This window comes from Enterococcus sp. DIV0546 (genome assembly GCF_051712785.1).
Taxonomy (GTDB): Bacteria; Bacillota; Bacilli; order Lactobacillales; family Enterococcaceae; genus Enterococcus; species Enterococcus faecalis.
This window is the reverse complement of the sequence record NZ_JBIOPO010000001.1, coordinates 1,021,325-1,046,156: the sequence shown is the minus strand read 5'-3', so window position 1 is coordinate 1,046,156 and position 24,832 is coordinate 1,021,325. Positions and strand designations below refer to the sequence as shown.

The 24,832-nt window shown below is 36.9% G+C and carries 22 protein-coding genes and 2 pseudogenes; 11 read left to right on the top strand and 13 right to left on the bottom strand.

Annotated elements, in window-relative coordinates:
- Positions 1-41: 41 nt before the first annotated feature.
- Positions 42-1,214 carry a class I SAM-dependent rRNA methyltransferase gene (locus IGJ24_RS05070; RefSeq protein WP_202254307.1) on the bottom strand — a complete coding sequence of 391 codons (1,173 nt, stop codon included), beginning with the start codon at positions 1,212-1,214 and terminating at the stop codon, positions 42-44.
- A gap of 257 nt (positions 1,215-1,471) precedes the next feature.
- Here IGJ24_RS05070 and IGJ24_RS05065 point away from each other — a divergent pair, with 257 nt between their 5' ends.
- From IGJ24_RS05065 to IGJ24_RS05055, 3 genes are all read left to right on the top strand, one after another.
- Complete coding sequence (locus IGJ24_RS05065) at positions 1,472-3,580, top strand: LTA synthase family protein (protein WP_002357869.1); 2,109 nt, start codon at positions 1,472-1,474, stop codon at positions 3,578-3,580.
- Positions 3,581-3,685: 105 nt separating this feature from the next.
- Positions 3,686-4,387 carry a hypothetical protein gene (locus IGJ24_RS05060; protein ID WP_128704706.1) on the top strand — a complete coding sequence of 234 codons (702 nt, stop codon included), beginning with the start codon at positions 3,686-3,688 and terminating at the stop codon, positions 4,385-4,387.
- A gap of 14 nt (positions 4,388-4,401) precedes the next feature.
- Positions 4,402-4,953: a hypothetical protein gene (locus IGJ24_RS05055; protein ID WP_128704707.1), complete on the top strand. Its 552-nt coding sequence runs from the start codon at positions 4,402-4,404 to the stop codon at positions 4,951-4,953.
- A 37-nt stretch (positions 4,954-4,990) separates the two neighbouring features.
- On the opposite strand, the gene IGJ24_RS05050 is transcribed toward IGJ24_RS05055, so the two are convergent.
- Together IGJ24_RS05050 and IGJ24_RS05045 are read right to left on the bottom strand one after the other, a co-directional pair.
- Positions 4,991-6,460, bottom strand: coding sequence for a sensor histidine kinase (locus tag IGJ24_RS05050; protein ID WP_002366540.1), 1,470 nt, complete (start codon positions 6,458-6,460; stop codon positions 4,991-4,993).
- On the bottom strand, positions 6,460-7,179 hold the full coding sequence (locus tag IGJ24_RS05045; RefSeq protein ID WP_002381953.1) for a response regulator transcription factor: 720 nt from the start codon (positions 7,177-7,179) through the stop codon (positions 6,460-6,462). Before IGJ24_RS05045 ends, IGJ24_RS05050 begins: the two co-directional genes overlap by 1 nt.
- Before the next feature lie 215 nt (positions 7,180-7,394).
- On the opposite strand from IGJ24_RS05045, the gene IGJ24_RS05040 reads away from it, so the two are divergent.
- Complete coding sequence (locus tag IGJ24_RS05040) at positions 7,395-8,174, top strand: Cof-type HAD-IIB family hydrolase (RefSeq protein ID WP_002363786.1); 780 nt, start codon at positions 7,395-7,397, stop codon at positions 8,172-8,174.
- Between the two features lie 17 nt (positions 8,175-8,191).
- On the opposite strand, the gene IGJ24_RS05035 is transcribed toward IGJ24_RS05040, so the two are convergent.
- Positions 8,192-8,398, bottom strand: coding sequence for a hypothetical protein (locus tag IGJ24_RS05035; protein ID WP_002357875.1), 207 nt, complete (start codon positions 8,396-8,398; stop codon positions 8,192-8,194).
- Positions 8,399-8,629: 231 nt separating this feature from the next.
- Between IGJ24_RS05035 and IGJ24_RS05030 the strand changes: the two genes are divergently transcribed.
- Positions 8,630-9,406: a threonine/serine exporter family protein gene (locus tag IGJ24_RS05030; RefSeq protein WP_002378231.1), complete on the top strand. Its 777-nt coding sequence runs from the start codon at positions 8,630-8,632 to the stop codon at positions 9,404-9,406.
- A gap of 11 nt (positions 9,407-9,417) precedes the next feature.
- Positions 9,418-9,879, top strand: coding sequence for a threonine/serine exporter family protein (locus tag IGJ24_RS05025; RefSeq protein ID WP_002357877.1), 462 nt, complete (start codon positions 9,418-9,420; stop codon positions 9,877-9,879).
- Between the two features lie 31 nt (positions 9,880-9,910).
- On the opposite strand, the gene IGJ24_RS05020 is transcribed toward IGJ24_RS05025, so the two are convergent.
- The 4 genes from IGJ24_RS05020 to IGJ24_RS05005 all read right to left on the bottom strand — a co-directional run bounded on the left by IGJ24_RS05020 (position 9,911) and on the right by IGJ24_RS05005 (position 14,315).
- A complete protein-coding gene (locus IGJ24_RS05020; protein ID WP_002357878.1) occupies positions 9,911-10,678 on the bottom strand; it encodes an ABC transporter ATP-binding protein in 768 nt (255 codons plus the stop codon).
- On the bottom strand, positions 10,675-11,562 hold the full coding sequence (locus IGJ24_RS05015; protein WP_002357879.1) for an ABC transporter permease: 888 nt from the start codon (positions 11,560-11,562) through the stop codon (positions 10,675-10,677). Before IGJ24_RS05015 ends, IGJ24_RS05020 begins: the two co-directional genes overlap by 4 nt.
- Positions 11,563-11,586: 24 nt before the next feature.
- Entirely contained in the window at positions 11,587-12,576 is a 990-nt protein-coding gene (trpX, locus tag IGJ24_RS05010) for a tryptophan ABC transporter substrate-binding protein (RefSeq protein WP_002391629.1), read from the bottom strand.
- 1,079 nt (positions 12,577-13,655) lie between these two features.
- A complete protein-coding gene (locus tag IGJ24_RS05005; RefSeq protein ID WP_002386659.1) occupies positions 13,656-14,315 on the bottom strand; it encodes a hypothetical protein in 660 nt (219 codons plus the stop codon).
- Between the two features lie 219 nt (positions 14,316-14,534).
- Between IGJ24_RS05005 and efbA the strand changes: the two genes are divergently transcribed.
- The 3 genes from efbA to IGJ24_RS04990 all read left to right on the top strand — a co-directional run bounded on the left by efbA (position 14,535) and on the right by IGJ24_RS04990 (position 17,081).
- On the top strand, positions 14,535-16,247 hold the full coding sequence (gene efbA / locus IGJ24_RS05000) for a fibronectin-binding protein EfbA (protein WP_002407011.1): 1,713 nt from the start codon (positions 14,535-14,537) through the stop codon (positions 16,245-16,247).
- Positions 16,248-16,402: 155 nt separating this feature from the next.
- Positions 16,403-16,666 carry a hypothetical protein gene (locus tag IGJ24_RS04995; RefSeq protein WP_002381957.1) on the top strand — a complete coding sequence of 88 codons (264 nt, stop codon included), beginning with the start codon at positions 16,403-16,405 and terminating at the stop codon, positions 16,664-16,666.
- A 73-nt stretch (positions 16,667-16,739) separates the two neighbouring features.
- Positions 16,740-17,081, top strand: a complete 342-nt coding sequence (locus IGJ24_RS04990; RefSeq protein ID WP_002391631.1) for an iron-sulfur cluster biosynthesis family protein — start codon at positions 16,740-16,742, stop codon at positions 17,079-17,081.
- 80 nt (positions 17,082-17,161) lie between these two features.
- Here IGJ24_RS04990 and IGJ24_RS04985 read toward each other — a convergent pair.
- The 4 genes and pseudogenes from IGJ24_RS04985 to IGJ24_RS04970 all read right to left on the bottom strand — a co-directional run bounded on the left by IGJ24_RS04985 (position 17,162) and on the right by IGJ24_RS04970 (position 22,075).
- Positions 17,162-18,564 (bottom strand): annotated as a pseudogene (locus tag IGJ24_RS04985) (IS3 family transposase).
- 71 nt (positions 18,565-18,635) lie between these two features.
- A complete protein-coding gene (locus tag IGJ24_RS04980) occupies positions 18,636-19,094 on the bottom strand; it encodes a DUF441 domain-containing protein (protein ID WP_002357887.1) in 459 nt (152 codons plus the stop codon).
- Positions 19,095-19,567: 473 nt separating this feature from the next.
- Positions 19,568-20,617: pseudogene (locus IGJ24_RS04975) on the bottom strand (oxidoreductase).
- Positions 20,618-20,641: 24 nt separating this feature from the next.
- Positions 20,642-22,075 carry a glycoside hydrolase family 1 protein gene (locus IGJ24_RS04970; protein WP_016614978.1) on the bottom strand — a complete coding sequence of 478 codons (1,434 nt, stop codon included), beginning with the start codon at positions 22,073-22,075 and terminating at the stop codon, positions 20,642-20,644.
- A 242-nt stretch (positions 22,076-22,317) separates the two neighbouring features.
- On the opposite strand from IGJ24_RS04970, the gene IGJ24_RS04965 reads away from it, so the two are divergent.
- Positions 22,318-23,031: a GntR family transcriptional regulator gene (locus tag IGJ24_RS04965; RefSeq protein WP_002366529.1), complete on the top strand. Its 714-nt coding sequence runs from the start codon at positions 22,318-22,320 to the stop codon at positions 23,029-23,031.
- Between the two features lie 270 nt (positions 23,032-23,301).
- On the top strand, positions 23,302-23,832 hold the full coding sequence (locus IGJ24_RS04960; RefSeq protein ID WP_002384665.1) for a DUF5067 domain-containing protein: 531 nt from the start codon (positions 23,302-23,304) through the stop codon (positions 23,830-23,832).
- A gap of 32 nt (positions 23,833-23,864) precedes the next feature.
- Here IGJ24_RS04960 and IGJ24_RS04955 read toward each other — a convergent pair whose 3' ends face one another.
- Positions 23,865-24,830: a LacI family DNA-binding transcriptional regulator gene (locus IGJ24_RS04955; protein ID WP_289865574.1), complete on the bottom strand. Its 966-nt coding sequence runs from the start codon at positions 24,828-24,830 to the stop codon at positions 23,865-23,867.
- Between the last annotated feature and the right edge of the window lie 2 nt (positions 24,831-24,832).

Below are 24,832 nucleotides of genomic sequence, written 5' to 3'. Positions count from 1 at the left end.
TACCGATTAGCGGCGCTGGGACTTTTGCTTGGTGTAAAAAATTATTTTTCAATTTCGATAAACAGGACTTTTAAGTAATTACCTTCTGGAAAATTAGGATTCACTTGAAAGTCTGCCGGTAATTGATACGTGTCCGTAATCTTGTAACGGACATTTTTCTCTTGCAAGGCAGTAATCACCATTTTTTGATATTTGGCTAAGGATAAATTTGCCGCATTGGTTGAGGCAATAAGCGTTCCCTTATCCGTTAAAATATCAATAGAATCTTTCACTAGCTCCCCATAATTTTTAGCAACGGAAAAAACTTTCTTTTTGTTGCGAGCAAAACTTGGCGGATCCAAAATGATCATGTCATAACTCAAGCCTTTACGTGAAGCATATTTAAAGTAGTCAAAAACATCCATGACAATAATCTTTTGCGCGGCAAGATTTAAATGATTGACTTCAAATTGCTCAGTCGTTTTCGGTAAGCTTCGTTTAGCTAAATCCACACTAGTGGTGGCCACGGCACCCCCCATAGCGGCAGCTACTGAAAAAGCACCTGTGTAACTAAACATATTTAAGACTGTTTTACCTACTGCAAAACCATCTACTAATCGACCACGAACTTCTTTTTGATCTAAAAAGATGCCTGTCATTAATCCTTCGTTTAAATAGGTAGCAAATTGAACGCCATTTTCAGTGACAAGTAATGGCTCGGGTGCTTGTTCGCCATACAAAAACTGTGATTCGGGTAAATTTTTTGTGGAAAAGCGAATCTTTTCGTAGGCACCAATAATGTCAGGGTAAACTGTGCGAAACGCCGTCAAAAGTTCGGCTTTTTTCTGATAAAGGGTTTCATTATACCATGAAAAAACGGCGTAATCTGCATAGCGATCGATGATTAGACCCCCAATGCCATCCCCTTCTCCATTAAATAATCGATACGCGGTTGTTAGCGAATCCTTTTCAAAAGACGTCCGCTTCTCACGACTTATTTCAAAGAGTTGTTGAAAAAAAGATTGATTAATTGGTCCATGCCATGACAGCAACCAACCAATTCCTTTATTTTGTTCGCCTAAATATCCTTCAGCTAAACGCTGGCCTTTACTATCAATCAAAGTAAGCCAATCTGTTGGCAACGGTGCTGGCACTTGTTGCAAATCTTCTTTTTGAATTAAAGGATATCCTTTTTTAAATTTATGTTCTGCTTTTTTAGTTACTTGAAGTTTCATTCTGTACACCTACTTTTCAAAGTCCTATCTAGTATAGCAAAAAAAGGTCCATCTGTCTTTAAAGGATTCAAGCTTCACGTCATTTAACGAACTAAAAAGTTTAAGGAAATAGTAAGTTTTCTTTAACATCACCATTCCTCACTTCGGTAAGAATTGACATAAAATTTGTGAAAGAGTAAAATTAAAGCGATATTGTAAAATACGAAATTTACCTAATTTTACTTTTATAGAATCATCGTTTAGAAAGGACGTTTATTTTGAAAAAATTATTTAAAACAAATATTTTGAACACGCGACTGGGGTTATTCTCGCTAATCGCCATCTTACTGTGGCTAAAAAACCTCTTTGCGTACGCCGTTGATTTCCATTTACGTTTGGAAAATATTAACGAGTATTTCATACTCTTAATTAATCCAATTGCTACAACGGTCTTTTTATTAGCCATCGCTTTGTATGTTCGCCGTAAAAAAGCTTCTTATATTACAATGATGATTATTTACTTCTTGATGAGTTTACTGCTCTTCTCAAATGTCGTGTATTATCGAGAATTTACTGACTTCATCACAGTTAATACGATGCTTGGTGCTGGCAAAGTAGCTAGCGGTCTTGGCGAAAGTGCCTTACGTCTCTTTAGACCTTATGACGTCATTTATTTCTTAGACTTCATTATTATTGGCGTATTATTATTAACGAAAAAAATTAAAACAGATGCGCGTCCAGTCCGCGCACGTGTAGCAGTCTCTGTCACACTCCTTTCTGTTGTCTTTTTCTTATTCAATCTATTTATGGCTGAAACAGAACGTCCCCAATTATTAGGACGTCAATTCTCTCGTGACTATATCGTGAAATTCTTAGGCTTAAATGCCTTTACCGTATACGATGGCATTACAACTTACCAAACAAACCAAGTCCGTGCCGAAGCTAGTGCTAACGATATGAAACAAGTTGAAGATTACGTGAAACAACAATATGCGGCACCCGATGATAGTAAGTTTGGTATTGCAAAAGGCAAAAATGTAATTTATATCCATTTAGAAAGTTTCCAACAATTTTTAGTTAATTACAAATTAAAAGATGAAAATGGCGTAGAACACGAAGTCACACCATTTATCAATAGTCTTTACAATAGTAAAAGTACCTTTAGCTTTGATAACTTCTTCCACCAAGTTGGTCAAGGAAAAACAAGTGATGCCGAAACATTACTTGAAAATTCACTATTTGGTTTAGACCAAGGTTCACTCTTTACACAAGTTGGTGGGAAAAATACGTTTGAAGCAGCACCCGATATTTTAAAACAAACGCAAGGTTACACTAGCGCTGCTTTCCACGGAAATGCCGGTAACTTCTGGAATCGAAATGAAACCTATAAACGTTTAGGCTATGACTATTTCTTTGATGCTAGTTATTATGATGTTAATTCAGATAACTCATTCCAATATGGGTTACACGATAAACCATTCTTTAATCAATCCGTTCAATATTTAGAACATTTACAACAACCGTTCTATTCTAAATTTATTGCTGTATCCAATCATTATCCTTATTCTCAATTTACAAACGATGAAGCAGGATTCCCAATTGCAAAAACCTCTGATGAAACAATTAATGGTTATTTCGCAACAGCGAATTATTTAGATAAAGCGGTCGAAGAATTCTTTAACTACTTGAAATCTTCAGGTCTCTATGAAAACTCAGTCATTGTTCTTTATGGCGATCACTATGGGGTTTCTAATTCAAGAAACCAAAACTTAGCAGAGTTAGTAGGTAAAACCAAAGCAGATTGGAACGATTTTGACAACGCCAATATGCAACGTGTTCCTTATATGATTCACGTTCCTGGTCAAGAAAATGGCGGTGTGAACCATACGTATGGCGGCCAAGTTGATGCCTTACCAACCCTTCTACACTTGCTTGGTGTCGATACGAAAAACTACATTCAGCTAGGCCAAGATTTATTCTCTAAACAACACAATCAAATCGTTGCTTTCCGCAACGGCAATGTTGTAACACCTAAATATACTATTTTAGGTTCTAGCATTTACGATACTAAAACAGGCACTTTAATTACAGAACCAACCGAAGAAGTTAAGAAAGAAGTCGCTGATTTAAAAGCCAAAGCGACGAAACAATTAGAAACGTCTGACCAAATTACTAACGGTGACTTGCTTCGTTTCTATACCAATAGCGGCTTAAAACCAGTTAACCCAGAAGACTATGATTACAAGAACCAATTGCAACAACTGGAAGCAATTGAAAAAGAAAAAGGTGAAAAATCAACGAGTGTTTACAGTAAAAACAATAATAAATCAACCGTTGATGAATATCATACTGACAGTTATCAAGGCTATCAAAAAACTGGTAAATAAATCTTCAAAAAGCTTGAGCAATTTGCTCAAGCTTTTTTGCTACTTTTTCATAATTAATTCATATTATTTCACTATACTAAAGATAGTTTAGAGAGGTGAAAGTTGATGAGAAGTGTCCGTTACGCTACAGCTAGTAGTTTTTATCATAAAAAAATCACGTTAATCACTGCACTCTTCTTCTTCCTGTTCTCTTTCTTATTGACTGGGCTGTTTAACTTAATTGATTTTGAAAAAGAGTTTTTACGAACGATGCCAGACTTTGTCGATATTGAAAAACAAACTAGTTACCATTACCAACTGATCCAATACTATTGGCACCTCTATCTAGGTAGTGTCATTTTCTTTGGTGTTACTTTTCTTCTGTTGATGTATGTGACATTACGCATAAAAAAGGAAGAAATACATACATGGTATCACATGCACTTTTCAAATATGTATGTCACCAAACAGCTCTTACTAGAGTTATGTTTACCGGCTCTATTAGGAATTTTCAGTTTTTTACTTTTCACTTTAATGTTTCAAGAAACGTATAATACTGTTCTTTGGGCTGCTCGTGATGCTATTTTACAGTGGTCTCATTTGGAAACTCCAGCATTTTTTGCTAAAAGTACCGACCAGGATGTCACGATTACAAATATCCAGCATTTAGGGATTCAAACGATCCAAGCGTTTTCTTTTGATTTTAAAAGTATGCAGTCGCTTTATACAATCCGTAACTGCTTTGTTAACTGCTTAATCTTGCTTGGTATTCCTCTTGTTTGCGGGACTCCTTTCACATTGATTTATTTACGCACACATCAGAAATAAGGGAGGGATTTTCTATGAATGTCACACCATCATTCAAAAAAACAACCGAAAAAAAATCCTCATTCGACGCGTTAGCTTTGCGAGAAGTTTATGGAATCATTTATTCTGCTCCAGAACAAGAACTCGCATTGGCCGATTTTTTCCAAACAAACCAATTAACCATTACTAGGCTTTCTTCTAGTGAAACCTTTTTGCCCTACTTGCCATTAGAAGAAAATTTATTTATCGCTAGTACAATCAAAGAACGGGATCGAAAAGTAGTTCTAGCCGAAGCTTTCCAGTTGTTCCAATTAGAACCTGCCTTACTTGGTCGTTCCTTTACTTCTTTTACGACTTTTGAAAAAATTAAAATGCGCATAATACAACTTTTGCTTTCAAAAACAAGTACGTTAGTGATTGATGACATCTTTTCTTCATTAACGATTGGACAACGTCAAGAAATTTTACCTCAATTAAAAACAGCAGTTCAAAAAAGAAACAAGCGCTTGCTATTTCTGACAAAAGAGCCACAAATTATTGATAGTCCCTATGTGCACCCCCTGTCTCTACATGCGTTATTAAACTAAAAAAACGTCTGGCACTGATTGTGACCAGACGTTTTCTTTAGTTTTCAGTAATTTCAACGTCAGGAAATGAAATAATAAATGTGGTGCCTTTACCAGGTTCACTTTCAACATTGATTTTTCCTTTATGCAAGCGGACCAATTGTTGAACGATTGGTAAGCCTAATCCTGATTCTCCATATTTCGTATTTTTACGGGATGGATCTACTTTGTAATAACGATCCCAGATATTCAGAATTTGCTCTTCCGTCATGCCGATTCCTGTATCAGAAATACGGACAATGGTTTCTAAATAGCCTTTTTCTAAAGCAATATGAATTTCGCCATTTTCAGTAAATTGGATAGCATTTTGAACAATATTGACAACCACTTGAACGAAACGATCATAATCGGCATACACATCAATTGGTTCGGTGGTGTCTAAATACAATTGATTACCTGCGGCTTCAGCTTTGGCCGTTAGTTGAGTCACAATATTTTCTAAAGCTTCTGTTCCGTTGAACTTCTTCACAACAATTTGAATCTGGTTGGTCCGAATTTTTTCATAATCAAGATTTTCATTGACTAAGCGAATCAAGCGAGCGGTCTCATTTTGCATCAGTTTAATCGCATTCTCTTTTTGATTTTCAGGAATAGCATTATACTGCAATCCCTCTAATAAGCCATTAATAGTTGTTAAAGGCGTCCGCATTTCATGAGAGGCATCCGCCATAAATTGACGACGACGCTCTTCTTGCCGATTGATTTCTTCTTGTGATTCTTTTAAAGACGCAGCCATTTTATTAAAATCTTCTGCTAGGTCATCAAATTCATCTTTGTCATGAACCGGTAATTGAATATCAAAATTTCCACTAGTAATTTCTTTGGTGGCTTTACGCATCCGATTAATTCGTTTCACTTGGAAAGTCGCAAATAGATAACTTAGTAACAAGGCAATCACACCAGAAAAAATAAAGCCTTTAATCAAGTTTTGTGTCACTGACTGAACACTTCGGTCAACGTTTTTGGCAGGTTGTGTAATAACGAGTGAACCAATAATCACTTTTTTATCAGAAGACTGATTTGATGCATACACCGGTAACATTACATAGGACGAAGTATTTCGGGCCCCGTAAATATCAATGTTTTCTGTTGCATAAACACGATTGCCTTTCATGATTTGATCCCAATTTTTATCGATTAAGGAAAAGTCTAATTTTTTTGTGCTATCAACTGGTGGGTACTGCACTTCGCGGTCCTTGTTAATAAACACAAATTGCACATCTTGCTTCTGGAGTACGCGCTCAGTCAACTGAAATGAATAGGATAAAACATCTCGATCTGAAACACCTGCAACATTAATAAAAAAGTCACGTGTTTCTAAAGCCGATTCTGCATAACCATACAGCTGTTCATAGTTATTTTCTTGCATTGTGCGCTTGGTCAATTGTGTGAAAGACGTTCCGACAATGAGAATAATCAGAGCAATCACACCTATAAAAGCAAGTAATTGTTGATACAAATACTTCATTAAGCAACACCTGAATCGTCGAATTTATACCCTACGCCCCAAACCGTTTGGATGACTTGAGGACCCACTTTTTCAATTTTTTGTCGTAATTTTTTGATATGGGCATCAACTGTCCGTTCATCGCCAAAGTATTGATAGTCCCAAACCAATTCTAGTAGTTGTTCGCGTGAAAAGACTTGGCGTGGTTTTTTTGCTAAAGTGTATAGCAAATCAAATTCTTTAGGTGTTAAGCCTTCAATTAATTGATTATCTAAATATGTTTCTCGTGTTTTCGTATTCATTTTAAAATGATCCGTAATCACATCAAACGTTTCATCTGTATTCTCAGACGTATCATGCGCAGCCTCTGCCACCTCGGCACGACGATGTAGAGCTTTCATCCGTGCAATCAAAGTTAATGGACTAAATGGTTTTGTCACATAATCATCCGCACCCATTTCAAGGCCAATTACTTGGTCACTTTCAGAATCACGAGCGGTCAACATAATAATGGGAACATTGGCTGAAACTTTGCGAATTTCACGACAAACAGCCATCCCATCCATACTAGGTAAGTTTAAATCTAACGTAATCATGTCCCATTTTTCTGGCGAAGCAAGAAAAGTCGCCAATCCTTCTTTGCCATCATCTTTAAAGGTAGCTTCCCACCCTTCATTTAAGAAAAACATTTGCATCATTTCTGAGACGGATTCATTGTCTTCAATCATTAATATATTCATTTCATTCACTCCTTATTCACTTTTCATAAAAACTGCTCTATTGTAGTATACTCTAAAATTGAATTTGTACCAACCGATTCTATATTTCTTCAAAAATCCTTTACAGAAGCATCAAAAATCACTTTTTTTCCTGCTCTTTTAAAGAAAACGAAGGGAACCCATTGTCTTTTCAGAAAAGTTTGTTAAAATAACAAGCGTAGAGAGGATGTTAGGGTATGGATAAAATGAAAGCTATTACTTTTTTTGATTTAGATGGAACTTTGTTAGATGGAACCTCACAAATAACTCCTGAGATTACCGCAGCAGTGGCGGCCTTGAAAGACAATCAAATTTTACCTTTGATTGCGACAGGTCGGACCTTGTGTGAGATTCAACCAATTATGAAAGCCAGTGGCATTGACTCAGCGATTGTAATGAACGGGCAATTTATTCATTATGAAGGAAAAACGATTTATTCAGATGAATTTACAACAGAGGAATGTGTTTCACTGCATGAACATGTCAAACAGCGTGGTCATGAATTGGCTTTTTACAATGAGCGCCGTATTTTTTGTACAGGGCATACTGGCACAGTGAAACAAGCCTATGATTATATTCATTCAGCTGTTCCAGAAATTGATCCCACAGGTTATGAGAATGATGCCGTCAACATGATGTTGGTCTTAAGTCAACATGGCGATGATGATGAATATTACTATGAGCGGTTTCCTGAATTGACCTTTTATCGCAATGGTCCTTTTTCAATTGATATTGTTCGTAAAGGGGTCTCTAAAGGCTCTGGTGTCAAAAATCTTTTTAACACCTTGGGATTAAACGGCATTCCCACTTATGCCTTTGGTGATGGCATCAATGATTTGGCGCTGTTTGAGGCCTGTGATTATGGAATTGCCATGGGTAATGCGCGAGAAGAACTAAAAGAAAAAGCCACCTTTATTTCAACTAAAAATACTGAGAATGGCATTGTTAATGGCTTGAAAAAATTTGATTTACTATAAGAGAAAACTACCTTCTTCTATTGATGTACTTTAGAAGAAGGTAGTTCTTTTGTATGTTCATTTTTCTTTTTCTGCTGTGCACAGAGAGCTACTCCCACTACTTGAATCAGCAAAATCGCTCCCAACAAACAACTTAATACGATGTTTCCTGATAGGATTGTTCTTCTGATTAAAATAATTAATACAACACTGCTAATTCCGTAGAGTAACCATTGGTTGTCCATTTTTATTGACCCCTTTGTTTTTCTATGTTTAGGATAGGATGTTTCCTACTAAAATGCAAGGAAAGATCCTAGATTCTTACAACTAACCCATAATTTTTACTAATTCCTTATTTGTTTTCATTTATTCTTAAGATTCGTTTCATTTTTGTAAAAAATCACACTTTTTTTCTATCTCTGTTTTAAATTGCGTACAGTTCTTAAAAAAAATGATACACTAAAAGTGAACTCGAAATGAAAGGAGCCATTCCTTTGGTTAATAGCGAAAAAAGAAAACAATTAATTATTGATACATGCATTTTAGCTGGAAAAATTATGCTGGAAAGCGGATCTGAAGTATATAGAACCGAAGATACAATTACTCGGATTGCAGCAAATGCTGGCGAGCCAGAGAGCGTTTGTTACACGACGGCTACAGGGATTTTCGTGGGCTTTCGTTCCAGTAATTATACGCAATTAGAAAACATCCCCCAGCGCTCGATTAATTTGGAAAAAGTTAGCCTTGTCAATCAGTTATCAAGAGAATTTGCGCAAAAAGAGATTACTTTACCAGAGCTTTATCAGCGCTTAACTCTATTAGAAACAGATACCCCCACTTTTTCAATCTCGTTACGCTTGTTAGCAGCTGGGATTGTTAGTTGTACGTTAATGTACATTTTTGGTGGCACTTGGCAAGATTTTATTGCAACTTTTTTTGTTGGCGTGATTGGGTATGCTAGTTATCTTTTTACCCAAAAGTTATTCCAAGTTCCTTACCTCGATTCATTCGCAGCCGCTTTTGTCATTGGTTTGTTGGCCTATTTGGCTGTGCATTTTCACTTAGCGGTCAACATCGATAATATTATTATTGGTGCGGTGATGCCGTTAGTTCCAGGTGTGGCGATTACGAACTCTTTTCGCGACATTTTAGCCGGCCACCTCATCAGCGGGACGGCGCGAGGGACAGAAGCTATTTTTATTGCTGGGTCTGTTGGCCTGGGAATTGCCTTGATTTTTAAATTATTTATGTAAGGAGTGTTCAAATGGAACTAATTTTTCATCTTCTCTTTAGTTTTTTAGCGACTGTGACGTTTGGTATTATTACGAACATTCCTCGTAAAGCACTGGTGGCTTGTGGCATTACTGGCATGACAGGCTGGATGATTTATTATGTCTTAACGCAAACTTTTGATGCTAGTCAAACCTTTGCAAACTTTTTAGGAACGGTCGGGTTAGGGATCGCTAGTATCTTTTTTTCTCGTTACAAAAAAATGCCGATGATTATTTTTTACATTCCGAGTTTGGTTCCTTTAGTGCCAGGAGGCCCTGCCTATCAAGCGGTTCGGAGCATTTTGTTAGGAAATATTGATGACGGTTTGCAGTTGATTTTAAAAGTTGTCTTTACTGCTGCAGCTATCGCAGCGGGCTTTATGGTGACATCGCTACTGGAACGAATTGTCAAACGTTTTTTCCCAAAGCGACTCTTCCGATTGGTCAAAAAATAAAAAAACAAGCTCATTTTCTGAGCTTGTTTTTTTACTCTACTTCTTCAAAGAACAGCAACAAATCTTGTAGCGTTAATTGTGCTTTTTCAGCAGCGTTTAAATCTTGAACAATTTTACCTTTTTGTAAAACAATTAAACGATTGCCATATCGTAAAGCATCTTCCATTCGATGGGTAATCATTAAACAAGTTAAGTTCCCTTCTTCAATCCGTTGTTCCGTTAAGTGCATCAACTGCTTGGATGTTTTGGGATCTAAGGCAGCAGTATGTTCATCTAAAAGTAATAATTCTGGTTTTGTGATAGTGGCCATTAATAAACTTAAGGCTTGGCGTTGACCGCCAGAAAGGTTACCTGTCGGTGTATCCAGATGATTTTCCAAGCCATTGCCAACTTCTTGGCAGATTTTTGTAAACAAGGCGCGTTGCTCATTTATCTTCCGTAATGTTAAGGGACGTTTTTGTCCGCGTTTCATGGCAAGCAATAAATTTTCTGCCACAGTCATTCTTGGTGCTGTCCCCATTTTAGGATCTTGAAAAACACGCGCTAGAGATTTGGCCCGTTTGACTTCAGAAAGATTGGTGCGATTGACTCCTTCAATTAAAAATTGTCCTTCTGTTAGTGTCAAAGTTCCTGCTAAACTATTGAATAGAGTACTCTTGCCTGCGCCATTTCCACCTAAAACAGTAATGAAGTCCCCAGGATAAATGGCTAAGTTCACATGATCCAAAATCACTTTTTTTTCATTCATCCCATTATCAATGATTTTTGTCGCATTTTTTAATTCAACAACTGGTTTCATTTCGTTTCCCCCTTATCAGAAAAGCCGTGTAGTCGTAATGCTTTTTTCAATTGTGGGATCATTAAACAGATTGCTAAAATCACTGCTGAGAAGATTTTCAAATACGTCGTATCAAAGCCTAATTTAATCACTAATAAAATCAATAGTTGATAAATAATACTCCCTACAACAATCGCCATCAACCGTTCACCAAACGTTAATTCTCCAAACAGTACTTCACCAATAATGAGTGAAGCCAAGCCAATCACAATGACACCGGTTCCTTTACTTACATCCGCATATCCATCATTTTGAGCAATCAAAGCGCCAGATAAGCCAATCAAGCCATTCGATAAAACCAATCCTAAAATTTTCATGCGATCCGTTTGAATGCCAATCGAGCGAGCCATTTCTTCATTGTCACCTGTCGCAATATAGGCTTGTCCTAAACTAGTGTTAAAGAAAAATAACAGTAAAATCATTACCACAGCCAAAACACTAATCCCTAAAAAAATAGTATCATAATAATCTGGTAAGGCCATTTTTTGAAAAACATCTTGAATCTTCGGTTGGTTTAATAAAGACTTATTTGGCGATTTCATCACAAATAAAATCACGGAATTTAAACCAGACATCACTAAAATTCCTGCTAAAATAATTGGAATTTTTCCTTTTGTAAATAGTAAACCAGTCACTAAACCGGCAAGCATTCCTGCTCCGACCCCTAAAAGAGTCGCTACAAATGGTGAAACCCCTGTTGTAATGGCAGTTACACAAACCGCCCCTCCTAACGGAAATGAACCTTCTGTGGTCATATCTGGAAAATTTAAAATACGATAAGTCATAAAAATACCTAGTCCTAACAAGGCCCATAACATTCCTTGTCCAATTGCTGAAACAATCATCGCTTCTCCTACTTTCTTTGATAATTAGTTAATCAATTTCGATTTTTTTGCTAACTCTGCGGGAATCGTAATCCCTAACTTTTGAGCTTGTTTTTCATTGATAATTGTGTCGCCTGTATTAAAGGTATAAATGGGTGTAGTTGCTGGTTGACTTTTCCCAGACAGAACCTCTGCTGCCATTTTGCCGGCTTGTACCCCCAATGCATGTTGATTAATCCCTACAGTTGCTAAACCGCCTTGTTCTACCATTGTATCCACCGAAGGAATAATCGGCGTCTTGGTTCGATTTGCTTCTCCGACTACCGTTTGCATGGCATTAGCAATCGTATTATCAGTTGGTATATAAATCACATCTGTTTCCTTAGTCATCACTTGAACCGTTTGTGCAATTTCATTACTTGATGGCACAGCATATGTTTTCACTGTCAATCCTTTGGCTTCAGCTGCTTTCTGCGCTTCAGCTACTTGGTATCGAGAGTTTTCTTCTGAGGAAGCATAGAGAATACCTATTTTTTTGGCAGCTGGTATCAATTCTTTTAGTAAATCCATCTGGGCTGACAAAGGTGATTGATCACTAACACCCGTGATGTTACCGCCTGGCTTTTGATTGTCTTTCACCAATCCAGCACTAACAGGGTCCGTAATGGCGCCTAAAATGATTGGGATTTCTTGGGTAGTGTTGGCTAACGCTTGCGCAGCTGGCGTGGCGATGCCAATTAAAACGTCTGCCTTTTTTTGTACTAATTGTTGACTCATGATTGCTAACTTACTCTGGTCGGCTTGACCATTTTGAAAAATAATTTCTAAGTTTTTGCCTTTGTCATAGCCATTTTCCTTTAACCCTTCCTCAACACCTTTATAAATTTCATCCAATGCGGGGTGACTGACAAACTGCAAAACCCCTACAGTAACTGTTTCTTTCTTTGAATTCGTCACTTTTTGATTCACAAAAAAAGCACCAATTAAATAAATAGCTAATAAAGACACGACAAACGTTAAACGTTTATTTTTCATTTTGCATTCTCCTAACTGCCCTTTTGTTTGGCAACTTTTTCTTTTTAATAATAAAACCATTATCTATAGGGCGTTTCTTCCGTTGAAAGTGAAACTGAGATTCGTAATCCTCTGCTTAGTCAAAATCCTAGGAACACTTTTTTACAAATGTCAGGATTTAGCTGCGACGAGGCTCGCAATTTTGGTGAGAATCGCAGGAGCACTTTTTCTACGAATGTGACAACGTTCTCTTCGTTCACCTTGTGCTACTCATCACTCTTGAAGGCCAAACTGCGGCGAGTATACGCAGCCTGCATCTACTCTGTCACTTTGTGCCAATCGTAGTGCTTGTCAGGATTTAACTGCGACGAGGATCGCAACTTTGGTGAGAATCGCAGGAGCACTTTTTCTACGATTGGGACAACGTTCTCTTCATTCTCCTTGTACTACTCATCACTCTTGAAGGCCAAACTGCGGCGAGTATGCGCAGCCTGCATCTACTCTGTCACTTCGTGCCAATCGTAGTGATTCGTAGCAAAAAAACAACGACTTATCCTAAGTGTTTAGGAGTGGTCGTTGTTTTTATGCAAAACAAAAACCACATAGATGGGTCCTCTATGTGGTCGTTTTTTCTTCTTGAATATAACCAGCATAGATACACTTTTTAGAATAAGTCTTCTAAAGTTGTATCTATGAAAGAATCATACATACAACTATCTACGCCAGTTTTGCCATGATTGGTGCATTTCTTTTACGTTAGATAATTGTGTCATGTATTTTCCCTCCTAGTTATGTTGTTAAAGGTAGTCTACACTATATTGATTTTGTTCGTCAAGAAAAAGTTTTTATTTTCTTGCATTTCTTTTACTTCTAAAAACGAGCCACTCTTATGAGAGGCTCGTTTTTCTTTATTTCAGCATATTTACCACTTAATTGTTTCGGTTTCTTTCAATTTTCACGGGAACTTTAACTGCTTGTTTTTGCGATTGAATCAGCCATAAACTTACTAAAATCGTCATTGAAATTACTAATGCCATCGAAAATCCCCTCTTTCTAATTCCTTAAAACTTTCTACAATCTAAGTTTAACATAGCTAGCTATTATTCACCAGTTTCTGGTACTGTATCAGTGCTTTCTGTCGTCGTTTCAGTAGATTGAGCAACGCCAGTCGTGCTGGTCGTCGTCTGTGTTTCAGCGGTCTTTGCTGCTTCTTTTTCAGCTTCTTGCGCCGCTTTTTGCTGGTCTTTCAAAACGCCAGCCATTGGTAATCGATTTAATTCTGGTATTAATTGTGTTTTTAAATCCATAGATTTTTCGACAACCGTCCGTGTCTTTTCTTTGCCGTTTTCAAAGAAAACAAGCGTGATCTCATCGCCGCTAACATTGTATTGCTCTTGTGCTTTGCCAGCATTATAAATTAACGGATAGATATACAGCGATCGATGAAATTCATTCATTTTATCTGAATTAAACAGCTTCACCATTTGATCGTATTGCTTGCCAGATGGTTTAGCAAACATGACTGACATGGCTCCTGTTTCTTGGATTTTCTTGTCTGCTGTTTTGTAATCTAAGACACTGACTTTCTCTGATTTGATGGGTCCTGCGACTAACGATTCAACTTGAGCAGCTCGAATATTTTTTTGCATCGTTGGAATAAAAATGATTGAGCCAATTATTAATACTAATGCTACAATAGCGGTAATCATTAACAGTTTTCTTTGTCTTAATTCATAAAGTGCCTCTTTTAGTTCTTCCATAAAATTATTCAACTTCTAATCGCTCCTCGCTTTTAGTTCTTATCTATTATACTAATCATTTTCTTTCTTGCCTACCCTTGCGCTTTAATTACTAAAAAAACCAGCAAACTTCCCCAGCTTTCTAAGGAAAACCCAACTCCTTTTTAACAAGCTTCTTTCTTAAATTCAAAAACTCCGCTATAATAAAGCTATTAGTCGGAAAGAAACGAGGGATTTATTATGTCATTTGATGGCGTATTTACTCATAGCATGGTTCATGAGTTGACAGAAACACTCGTAAGTGGCCGGATTTCAAAAATCCATCAGCCTTATGAAAACGAAGTCGTTTTAGTCATTCGTGCGAAAGGTAAAAACCATAAATTATTATTATCAGCACATCCTAGTTATGCGCGCATACAACTATCTACAATTACCTATAGCAATCCGGAAACACCTCCTAATTTTGTGATGATGTTACGAAAATTTCTGGACGGTGCCATTTTAGAAACGATTCAACAAATAGAAAATGATCGCGTGATTCACTTCACCTTTTCAAAAAGAGATGAACTAGGTGACTTACAAAATATTGTTTTGATTGTTGAATTAATGGGACGTCACAGTACAATCGTTTTAGTTAACCAATCTTCTGGAAAAATCTTAGATGCGATAAAACACATTGGAATGAGCCAAAATAGTTATCGTTCGTTGCTTCCTGGAGCAACTTATATTGAACCGCCAAAACCAATGGGACTTAATCCGCTCACGGCCTCAAAAGAAGAAGTCTTTGCGCTTCTTTCTACAGCTCCTGAATTAAACGGACGCTATTTACAACAACATTTCCAGGGTCTAGGCAAAGATACAGCAGACGAATTAAGTGCCCGTTTACTTGCACAACCAAATGAAAAAATGGCCATCTGGACAGAATTTTGGTCCTCAGTCACTGAAGCTGTTGTACCGACATTAACCGTCACTGAAAAAAAAGAATATTTTACGCCCATTCCTTATCAATCATTAGTTGGTGAACAAACAACGTATCCGACACTCAGTGAATTACTAGATGCCTTTTATTCTGGTAAAGCAGAGAAAGACCGTGTCAAACAACAAGGCGGCGAACTAATTCGCAAAATTGAAAATGAACTAAAAAGAAATCAAAAGAAACTTAAAAAATTACAACAAACCTTAGCCGATACAGAAAACGCTGAAAATTACCGTCGCGACGGAGAACTATTAACAACCTTCATGGCACAAGTCCCAAAAGGAGCCACCGAGGTGGAATTACCAAATTATTATGAAGAAAATGCACCGTTGCGTATCTCGCTAAATCCTGCACTTTCACCTAATCAAAATGCACAAAAATATTTTCAAAAATATCAAAAATTGAAAAATGCTGTCCGAGTTGTTAAGACACAAATTCAGCAAACGCAACAAGAAATTTCTTATTTAGAGTCAGTTGTGGCACAACTTGAAATTGCGACACCAATGGACATTGAAGTGATTCGTGAAGAACTGATTGAGCAAGGCTATTTAAAACGTAAAAAAAATAAAAAACAAAAACAGCCGAAAAAAAGCCAACCCGATCTTTTTTATGCCACAGATGGCACACCTATTCTCGTTGGAAAAAACAATTTGCAAAATGATCAATTAACTTTACGAACCGCTAAAAAAACTGATTATTGGCTCCATGCCAAAGATATTCCTGGATCTCATGTAATTATTCGTGACGCACATCCTAGCGAAGAAACCCTTACTGAAGCCGCACTTCTAGCAGCTTATTTTTCAAAATATCGACTTTCTTCACAAGTGCCTGTTGACTATGTCCAAGTAAAACATGTGCATAAACCCAATGGAGCAAAACCAGGTTATGTGATTTATGAAAACCAACGAACGTTATATGTGACGCCAACAGAAGAATCGATCAAAAAAATCCAGCAAAATAAGGCTTCTGCTTCCTAATTATATTAAACTAAAAAACAACGTACTGCCGATTGATCGTACGTTGTTTTTTTGCATTTGCAAAGACATTTATCAAGTGATAAATAACACAAGTAAGCTCAATTAGTTTACAAACTAGCTATTTCTCTCTATACTGACTGTTGGAGGTGAAATTCATGGTCTTTTTACACATTATTTTTGGGATGTTTGCCTTTATTGGCGCTTTAGGTTTAGGTGTCGCCTTCCGCGATAGCTTTACAGAACTTTCAACACCAAAGAAAGCAGCGATTATTTTATCTTACGTAGGTGCGATTGGTTCAACAGTCCTAGGGTTCACATCAGCAACAAAAAATCCATTTGTTTTAGCTGCAACAGTTGTCTTAGTTGTCGCCTTTTCTATTGCTCTTTTCAAAAAAAGCAGTAAAGAAACAAGCAAATAACAAAACCTTTGAAGAGCGGCATAGCGACAAGCTACCCTCTTCCTTTTACATACTATTTAAAGGAGTGAGGCAAATGTCTCTGACTATTTCTGAAGAAGTAAAACAACGTTTAGCCCCTTTCTTAACTGAAACGAACACCTTCTTATTGGTAGCAAATGACGGCTCTAATCCTTATTCTTCCGCAGAAGGTTGTTGTATGATTGGCGATCGTTTCATTATCGTTCCTGTTGATCAAGCAGAAGCGCCTTATACCGAAACAATTGCTAATGATTCTTTTCACGTCTATACTTCGACGTATGACCAAATGTTTTTAACAGGGCATTTACAGCTAGTGATTCATCCGAATGCGGGAACCATTACTTTAAAAAATGAAAGTGGCATATTAGATAGTAATGTGGACATTTATCAACACTAAAAAAGCAAACAAAACGTTTACGCGTTGTAGTGACCCCAAAAAGTTAGACTTTTATAGAGTGGATTTTTCCACTCTATTTTTTATGCAGTTTTTTGATTGAATTGTCGAAATTCTACTGGGCTTTTCCAGTTAAGTTTTTCCTTGATTCGGTGATGATTGTAATAATAAATGTAGTTCTCAATTGCTTCTCTCAATTCATTTTGACTTTGATAGATTTTTCCATAGTACACTTCTTGTTTTAGGATACTGAAGAAATTCTCCATAGGAGAATTATCTAAACAGGTTCCTTTTCGAGACATACTTTGAAAGATATTGTTGTCCTTTAATGTTTGTATATAGACATTCATTTGATAAGCCCAGCCTTGATCAGAGTGAAAGGTGCGCCGATAGGGACAATCATTTGTTTGAGAAATTGCTTCTTTCAGACCTCCCATAACTGTTTTACCATTTGGTTGAGTAGAAAGGCTATAGCTTAGAATTTCACTATTATACATATCCATAAATGGATCTAAGTATAGTTTTTTCTGACGAAAGATGCCTGCGTTATCTGCTTCAAAGTACTTAAATTCAGTTGTATCAGTTGTAATTTTTTGATGAGGAACAGAAGTTTTAAATCGGCGACGAATCAAATTTTTAGCGATTTTACCAACGGTTCCTTTATAGGAATTATATTTTCTGGATTTCTTAGTAAAAGCTTTGACTTGTAACTTTAACTTTTGTATTAATCGCTGGACTTTCTTTTTATTCACTTGAAATCCACGTCGTTTCAATTCTTGGGTCATCCTTCTATAGCCATAATGTTGATGTTTTTTACGAATCGCTTGAATTTCTTCTTCAATGATTTGTGTTGAAGCTGTTCTGTCGAGGCGTTTTTGCCAGTACATGTAAGTAGATTTTGGAAACCTTAGGGTTTCCAAAATATCTTTTAATCGAAAGTGTCTTCGGAGACTGTGAATGATTCGTGCGATTCGTTCATTTTTTGTTCGTCCTCTAAACGCAGTCTCCTCAATTCTTTTAAATAGGCATTCTCAATTTTTAACATTCTATTTTCTTTTTCTAGTTTCTCTACTTGAGATCGTTCACTTGGTAGTGGTTGGGGTTCATTTCGTTTCTTTTTAGACATGGTAGGTGGACGTCCTTTCTGTTTAGAGAGTCCCTCTATACCAAACTTCTGATACGTTCTAAGCCAATTCGCAATCAATGATGGATTGTTCATTTTTAGAAGATTAGCTACTTCTTGATAGGACAACTCTGTTGTTAAATATAACTCTAACGCATCTAGCTTAAATTGAACAGAGTAATTCTTATTTTTTCGACTGCGAAGTAGGCCTTCTTCACCAAGTTCTTTATAGGCATTTATCCATTTGCTTATTTGAGAACTATCTTTAAACCCATACTTCTTTGCGAGAAACCTTAGACCTCCTTGACCAGATAAGTAGTCATGAACAAGTTTAAGTTTAAATTCAAAACTGTATTTTGCCATACAAAAAAACCTCCAAAAGTTAGATTTCTAGGTCTAACTTTTGGGGGTCGGCTCACGTTTTGTTTGCTTTTTTAGTGTTGAAAGGCTTGAAAGGTAGTAATGATTACGTACATCATCCCCGATGCAATAATCGGACCAGCTGCAATTCCTTTTAAAAAAACGACGCCAAGAATCGTTCCAAAAACTAAGGCCACCGTAATCTCTGGCGATTGATTAATTAAACCTACTCCTTTTGAGGATAAAACAGCCACCAGAATTCCACAAAGTATCCCCAGCCACCCCATCGGTGTTTTGAATGATTGAATTAAATCCTTTAAGCCAATTTGTCCTGTAGCAATCGGGACTAAAATGGTAATTGAAATAATTGTGACGCCTAAATTAATGCCTTTATCTGACAACCACGACATGATTTTCGCACTATTTGGTAAAGCTTTTAAAGCAAGCACAACAACTGACGCAATTAATAAACTTTGATTTTTTGCAACAAACGCAATCAAGGCAATCAGTAGTAAAAAAAGCCAACTTTCCACTGGTTGTCCTCCTTCCTGATTTGTTTCTTTCGTTAACCAAACTTTCTTGTCTTTCCTATTTTAGCAAAGAACCTCTTTAATTACCATTCAGCTTCAGTAATTATTGTCTTTTTCACCTAAATCTTGCTTAGAAAAAACGAGTTAAAAATTAATTTTTTCTCATAACAAGCCTTTTTCTCTTTGAAAAATTATTTTATGAAGTATACTAATATTAACTATAAAGTAGTTTACTTGCATTTATACTGGATATTCGATATCCTATTTAAGGCTCTTCAATTGAGCGAGCATCACAAAAGACATTTTAGTAGCAATTCTTGGGGAAGTAGTGCTACTAAGATGTCTTTCCTTTTTTTATTTTTACTAACAATATACGTTTCTTATATTAAAATTCACAACTCTTTATAAATAAAAGCGCCTGCCCCACAGTTGTCTGGACTGTGGGGCAGGCGCTTTTCAAGTCATTTAAACACGCTTTAGTTTTCTTTCAAGCGATAAACACTTGGACTTGGGTTAAGAAAACCTGCTTCTAAAATTTCGATGTTAGTTAATGCTTGCTCTTTAGTTACTAGTTGCGGTGCACCATTTTTCAACGTTTCATAGACGGCATCATAATAACGACCGTAATCACCTACAGGCGTTTTAATTTGTTTTTTAATCCAGTCGCCATTGCCATTACGGTAAGTCACTTCTCCATAATACATTGGTGAATCTTCTCCAAAGCCTGGTGCATCCGGCATGATTCCGGCTTTTAAATCATTTTCTTGTTAATCTTCGCCATATTTGATGAACGAGCCATTGCTGCCATGAACAATAAAACGTGGATACGGACTAGCGACAGAATGATTCGTTTTAACTTTTACTTTTAATTTTGAACCATAATGTAAATCGACGTCAAAATAATTATCGACTGCCTCACTCACTTCATTATTACGAATATCATAAGTGACTTGATCTGGACGCCCGAAAAGAGCAATCATGCGATCCATTAAATGAATGCCTAGTCCGTAAAACGAACCATTTTCTTTAGGTCCTTGTTCCGTGATACTTCCTGGTCGATAATAATCAATATGTGTTTCCACTTCATTGATTTCTCCTAAAAAGCCTTGCTCTACTACTTGCTTCATCGCTAGGTAATCGCCGTCGAAACGTCGATTTTGATAAGGCATCACTACTACCCCTTTTTCTTGCCCTAAAGCAAATAATTCCTCTGCGTGTTCTAACGTATCACAAAATGGTTTTTCCACAATCACTGATTTACCAGCTAAAATGGCTTGTTTGGCTAAATCATAATGTGTATGCGCAGGCGTACAGATTGTGATCAATTCAATTTCTGGATCCGTCAATAATTCATTAAGGTCAGTGGTAAAATTTACGCCTTTTTCTTTAAAGGGCGCTGCTGCTTTTTCATTAACATGTAAATCGAAAATTGTTTTCACTTCTAGTGTTTCTCGAATCATTACGTAAGGTAAATGGTAACGATTGGCACTTTTACCAAATCCAATAAACCCCATTTTTACTGTCATATTTTCCACACTCTTTTCTTATAATTAGATTAGTCCATTTGTTTCAATGACTTTTTGATACCAATAATAACTGTCTTTCGGGATTCTTTCTAAGGAACCTTTTTGTGTTTCATCTTGATCCACATAGACAAAACCATAACGCTTTTGATAGCCGTTAAGCCACGACAGTAAATCGGTGTAACTCCATGTACAATAACCAATAACTGAAACGCCATCCGTAATCGCCTCTTGAATCGCTTGGATATGGCTTCGCAAATAATCAATGCGATACGTATCATGAATTTGTTTATCTTCTGTTAAGGTATCATATTCGCCTAACCCATTTTCAGTAATTAAAATAGGCACTTGATAGCGACTAGCTAATCGTCGTAAGGCAATTCTCAAACCTTGCGGGTCAATGGCCCAATCCCAGTTCGTTCGTTCAACATATGGATTATTTACTTTTTTAAATAAACCCGGTACCCCAGATTCCGTTTCAGAACCCTTTTCACCCGTTGTATTCATCTTCCCTATTCCGACGCCATCTAATGGATTAGCAGCAACCGTATCCGTCCGATAATAATTAATACCTAGAAAATCAGGTTTGGCTGAACGTAGTAACGCTAAATCGCCCTCTTTTATCGTTGGGGCCACACCTTGCTCCTGTAAGTAATTTAATGCGGCAACTGGGTATTCTCCCCAAAGATAGACATCTAACCAAAAATGCGACAGCAAATCTTCTGCATTTTCAGCCGCTAAAACATTGGCAGGATGCGCATCAACGGCATAAACAGGCGTATAAGCAAAGCTAGGGCCAATTTTGCCAGGCATTTCTAATTCATGAAACGCATTAATCACTGCTGCATTGGCTAAATTAGCAATATGATTGGCCTCATACATCCGTTTATTATCTGTTACGCCGGGAGGATGCACGGCTAATTGATAACCTAACGAAGTAAACACATTTTGTTCGTTTAAACTAATCCAATAGCGAACTTTGCCACGGAAAGCGTCAAATAAAATTTTCGCATAGGCCACAAAATCAGCAATAATTTTTCTTGATTCCCAGCCACCATATTCTTTTTGCAAAACAGCTGGCAAATCCCAATGATATAAAGTTACCATTGGTTCAATTCCTGCCGCTAACAACTCATCAATTAAATCTGAATAAAATTTCAGTCCCGCTTGATTTACTTGACCACGTCCTTCAGGTAAAATTCGTGTCCATGCTATCGAGAAACGATATGCTTTTAAACCTTGTTGTTTCATTAAAGCCACATCTTCTTTGAAACGATGATAATGATCGACGGCTAAATCACCAGTTGTCTCTTTGAACGTTTTTCCTGGTAGCCGAACAAATTCATCCCAAACAGATGCGCCTTTGCCGTCTTCACTCCAAGCACCTTCTACTTGATAAGCTGCCGAAGCAGAGCCCCATAAAAAATCTTGCGGAAATGCTTTTAGTTGATGATGTTCCATTGTCATACCTCCCTCTTTTCTGTGCTGCCCTTTTATTGTAAAAGGTTTTCACAAAAAGTACCAATCAGATCAATAAGTTCTTCTGTTTACTTTTAAAACTATATAGTTTTAAAAAGAATAAGTCAACTACTTTTATTTAAGTACTTGATTATTAAGTGGTTACGTTAAAAATAAATATATAGTTTTAACATGTTAAATTCATGGTATAATGAGAGAAATACTGGTGATAAAGGAGGACTCTGATGCGGACAAATACACGTTATAAAGAAATTTATGCAGCTATAAAACAGGATATCGAAGCAGGTGTTTATCCCATTAATCAAAAGTTACCCCAAGGTCGTCTTCTTGCAGAAAAATATCAGGTCAGCGAACTAACCATTACAAAAGCCTTACATTTGCTTGTGCAAGAAGGTTATGTTGTCAGACGACGTGGCTCGGGCAGCTTTGTTCAAGACTTTCAAAATCGAACCATTACTAAATTTTCTCCGTTAACCGGCACTTACTCAACCTACGATGGAAAAGTTGAATCCGTGGTTTTAGGCTTTGCAACAGAAGTACCTGAGCCTTGGGTGACTGAAAAATTAAGTATCACAGAAGAAGAGTTAGTCTACAAAATTATTCGTTTACGGATTATCGAAGATGTGCCCTCAATTATTGAATACACTTGGATGCCCGTTGCTTTAATTCCGAACTTGACAATGAAAGAATTGAAAGTCTCCATTTATCAATATATTTCGGAACAATTGCATCAAAAAATTCAAAGTGCGCGGGTCAGCATTTCTGGGATCCGTCCTTCTGCGTTGGAAAAAAAATATTTAAACTTAACCGATAATGATTTCCTGATGCGTGCAGAACAAATTGCTTACCTAGGCAATGGACATATTTTTGAATACTCAATTGCGAATCATATTCCTAGTGAATTCACTTTTGAAACTGTCTTAATTGCAGAAAAATAGAAAACTTTTATGTTGCCATTTCTCATTTCTAACAAAACGATCTCTTTACTTTGAGCCAATACTTTTTGTTAGAAATGTTTTTCTGCTAGTTAAAAATATTTTTCAAATTATATTTCCAAACATGAATTTTGATAAAAGTATTGCTATTTACTAGAACTACGATTAAAATATTGCTTGTAGCACTCTTTTTTATATAGATACAAGCAATTTGTTTTTTACATAGTCAATCAACCAAAGTGAGGACTTTATATGAGGAAACCCTACATTTTAATGAGCTTACTCGTTCTAAGTACCTTATTAAGTGCTTGTTCAACTGTAAGTGGCAGCCCAGCAAGTCAAAGTGCGCCCGCACCTGATGAAGTGTTGGCGACAAGTATTGGGACGTATGAAAATCGAACATTGTTGGTTCCAGATGGTCGTTTAGCCTTAACTGCCTTGCATAAAGGAAAAGATTATCAAGGCAAACCAATGTTTTATGTCCTGTTTGAATTAACCAATACAACCGAAAAAACACAAAATATTCAGCTAATGATTCAAAGTTTTATGGAAGTTAGTCAAACTGTCCACGGAAAAGCCCAAAATTTACAATATGCAGTCTTAACAGATTCACCTTTCCAAGACAAATTAGATCGTTTAGCAGATGAAATCAATCCTGGTGAAACAATCCAAGGCGCTTACCCGTATGAATTTATTAATGAGAATAAGCCGGTCCATTTTAAATTTAGAGATCGCCTTCTCAGTCTGGATGAACCCATTGCATCAGAAGAAATTACCATTACAGAAAAAAGTTTGGTCCGCTAGCTTAGCTAGCATTGGACCAAACTTTTTATTTATTATTCAGACGGAAAAGATTCTCCTTCTATAAAACGAGTGTAAATGTGTTCGCTCTCAGCAGGTTCTCCCCGCATTAAATGAATAATTTTCTCTGCAGCCACCATGCCCCATCGATGTTTAGAATAGGCAATTGTTGCTAATCGCGGTTGCACAAACGCACCTAGTTCAGAATTATCAAAACCAATAATCCGAATGTCTTTCCCCATTTGGTAATTTGTTTCTGCAACATATTTATAGACACCGATCGCCATTTCATCATTAAAAGCAAAAACATCGACTGGTTCTGTCTGTGGTTGACTCAAAAATTTTTTAGCAGCCGCATAGCCAGAAGGTTCGGTAAAATCGCCTTGGATAATTTCATAAGGTATCCCAAAACGAGTTAATTCTCGTGTACTAACAGCCAATCTTTCTTGGCTATCATAACCTTTTTCTGGTCCAGAAAGCAGAAGAACTTTTTTTGAACCCACATTGACAAATTGCTCAATTGCCTGCGTGGCACCGCCACGATTATCCAAGAGAACTTGCCGAATATTCCTATGCTCAGTGGTTCGATCAAGGACAACGATCGAATGGCCTCGTTCAGCAAACTTTTCAATTTCTTTTGTTGGAAATGTCCAATCTAAAATAATTGCCCCATCCACCATTTTTTCAGGAATGAAAAGATGTGACTTTTTACCGCTGCAGACAATCATCTCATAATCAAACAGTGCTAAGCCTTTCTTAATTCCCTCCAACAATTCACCATAAAAACTACCGCCATAATCGGCCAAATAGACACCAATAATATTGGTTTGACGACGTTTTAATGTGCGAGCGGCCATGTTAGGAACATAGTTTAGCTCTTCAGCAATTGCTTGGATGCGCGTTCGTGTTTCTTCAGTTACCTTTGAACTACCATTCAATGCGTAAGAAACGGTCGAGATTGATACGCCTGCTTTTTTTGCAATATCTTTAATTCCTACCATGG

What these genes read in the sequence shown, in the direction of transcription:
- efbA (WP_002407011.1), top strand. Translation starts at nt 14,535, where the DNA reads ATGTCATTTGATGGCGTATTTACTCATAGCATGGTTCATGAGTTGACA.
- IGJ24_RS05030 (WP_002378231.1), top strand. Translation starts at nt 8,630, where the DNA reads ATGAAAGGAGCCATTCCTTTGGTTAATAGCGAAAAAAGAAAACAATTA.
- IGJ24_RS04990 (WP_002391631.1), top strand. Translation starts at nt 16,740, where the DNA reads ATGTCTCTGACTATTTCTGAAGAAGTAAAACAACGTTTAGCCCCTTTC.
- IGJ24_RS04970 (WP_016614978.1), bottom strand. Translation starts at nt 22,075, where the DNA reads ATGGAACATCATCAACTAAAAGCATTTCCGCAAGATTTTTTATGGGGC.
- IGJ24_RS05025 (WP_002357877.1), top strand. Translation starts at nt 9,418, where the DNA reads ATGGAACTAATTTTTCATCTTCTCTTTAGTTTTTTAGCGACTGTGACG.
- trpX (WP_002391629.1), bottom strand. Translation starts at nt 12,576, where the DNA reads ATGAAAAATAAACGTTTAACGTTTGTCGTGTCTTTATTAGCTATTTAT.
- IGJ24_RS04995 (WP_002381957.1), top strand. Translation starts at nt 16,403, where the DNA reads ATGGTCTTTTTACACATTATTTTTGGGATGTTTGCCTTTATTGGCGCT.
- IGJ24_RS05060 (WP_128704706.1), top strand. Translation starts at nt 3,686, where the DNA reads ATGAGAAGTGTCCGTTACGCTACAGCTAGTAGTTTTTATCATAAAAAA.
- IGJ24_RS04955 (WP_289865574.1), bottom strand. Translation starts at nt 24,830, where the DNA reads ATGGTAGGAATTAAAGATATTGCAAAAAAAGCAGGCGTATCAATCTCG.
- IGJ24_RS05070 (WP_202254307.1), bottom strand. Translation starts at nt 1,214, where the DNA reads ATGAAACTTCAAGTAACTAAAAAAGCAGAACATAAATTTAAAAAAGGA.
- IGJ24_RS05040 (WP_002363786.1), top strand. Translation starts at nt 7,395, where the DNA reads ATGGATAAAATGAAAGCTATTACTTTTTTTGATTTAGATGGAACTTTG.
- IGJ24_RS05045 (WP_002381953.1), bottom strand. Translation starts at nt 7,179, where the DNA reads ATGAATATATTAATGATTGAAGACAATGAATCCGTCTCAGAAATGATG.
- IGJ24_RS05020 (WP_002357878.1), bottom strand. Translation starts at nt 10,678, where the DNA reads ATGAAACCAGTTGTTGAATTAAAAAATGCGACAAAAATCATTGATAAT.
- IGJ24_RS05005 (WP_002386659.1), bottom strand. Translation starts at nt 14,315, where the DNA reads ATGGAAGAACTAAAAGAGGCACTTTATGAATTAAGACAAAGAAAACTG.
- IGJ24_RS05055 (WP_128704707.1), top strand. Translation starts at nt 4,402, where the DNA reads ATGAATGTCACACCATCATTCAAAAAAACAACCGAAAAAAAATCCTCA.
- IGJ24_RS04960 (WP_002384665.1), top strand. Translation starts at nt 23,302, where the DNA reads ATGAGCTTACTCGTTCTAAGTACCTTATTAAGTGCTTGTTCAACTGTA.
- IGJ24_RS04965 (WP_002366529.1), top strand. Translation starts at nt 22,318, where the DNA reads ATGCGGACAAATACACGTTATAAAGAAATTTATGCAGCTATAAAACAG.
- IGJ24_RS05050 (WP_002366540.1), bottom strand. Translation starts at nt 6,460, where the DNA reads ATGAAGTATTTGTATCAACAATTACTTGCTTTTATAGGTGTGATTGCT.
- IGJ24_RS05035 (WP_002357875.1), bottom strand. Translation starts at nt 8,398, where the DNA reads ATGGACAACCAATGGTTACTCTACGGAATTAGCAGTGTTGTATTAATT.
- IGJ24_RS05015 (WP_002357879.1), bottom strand. Translation starts at nt 11,562, where the DNA reads ATGATTGTTTCAGCAATTGGACAAGGAATGTTATGGGCCTTGTTAGGA.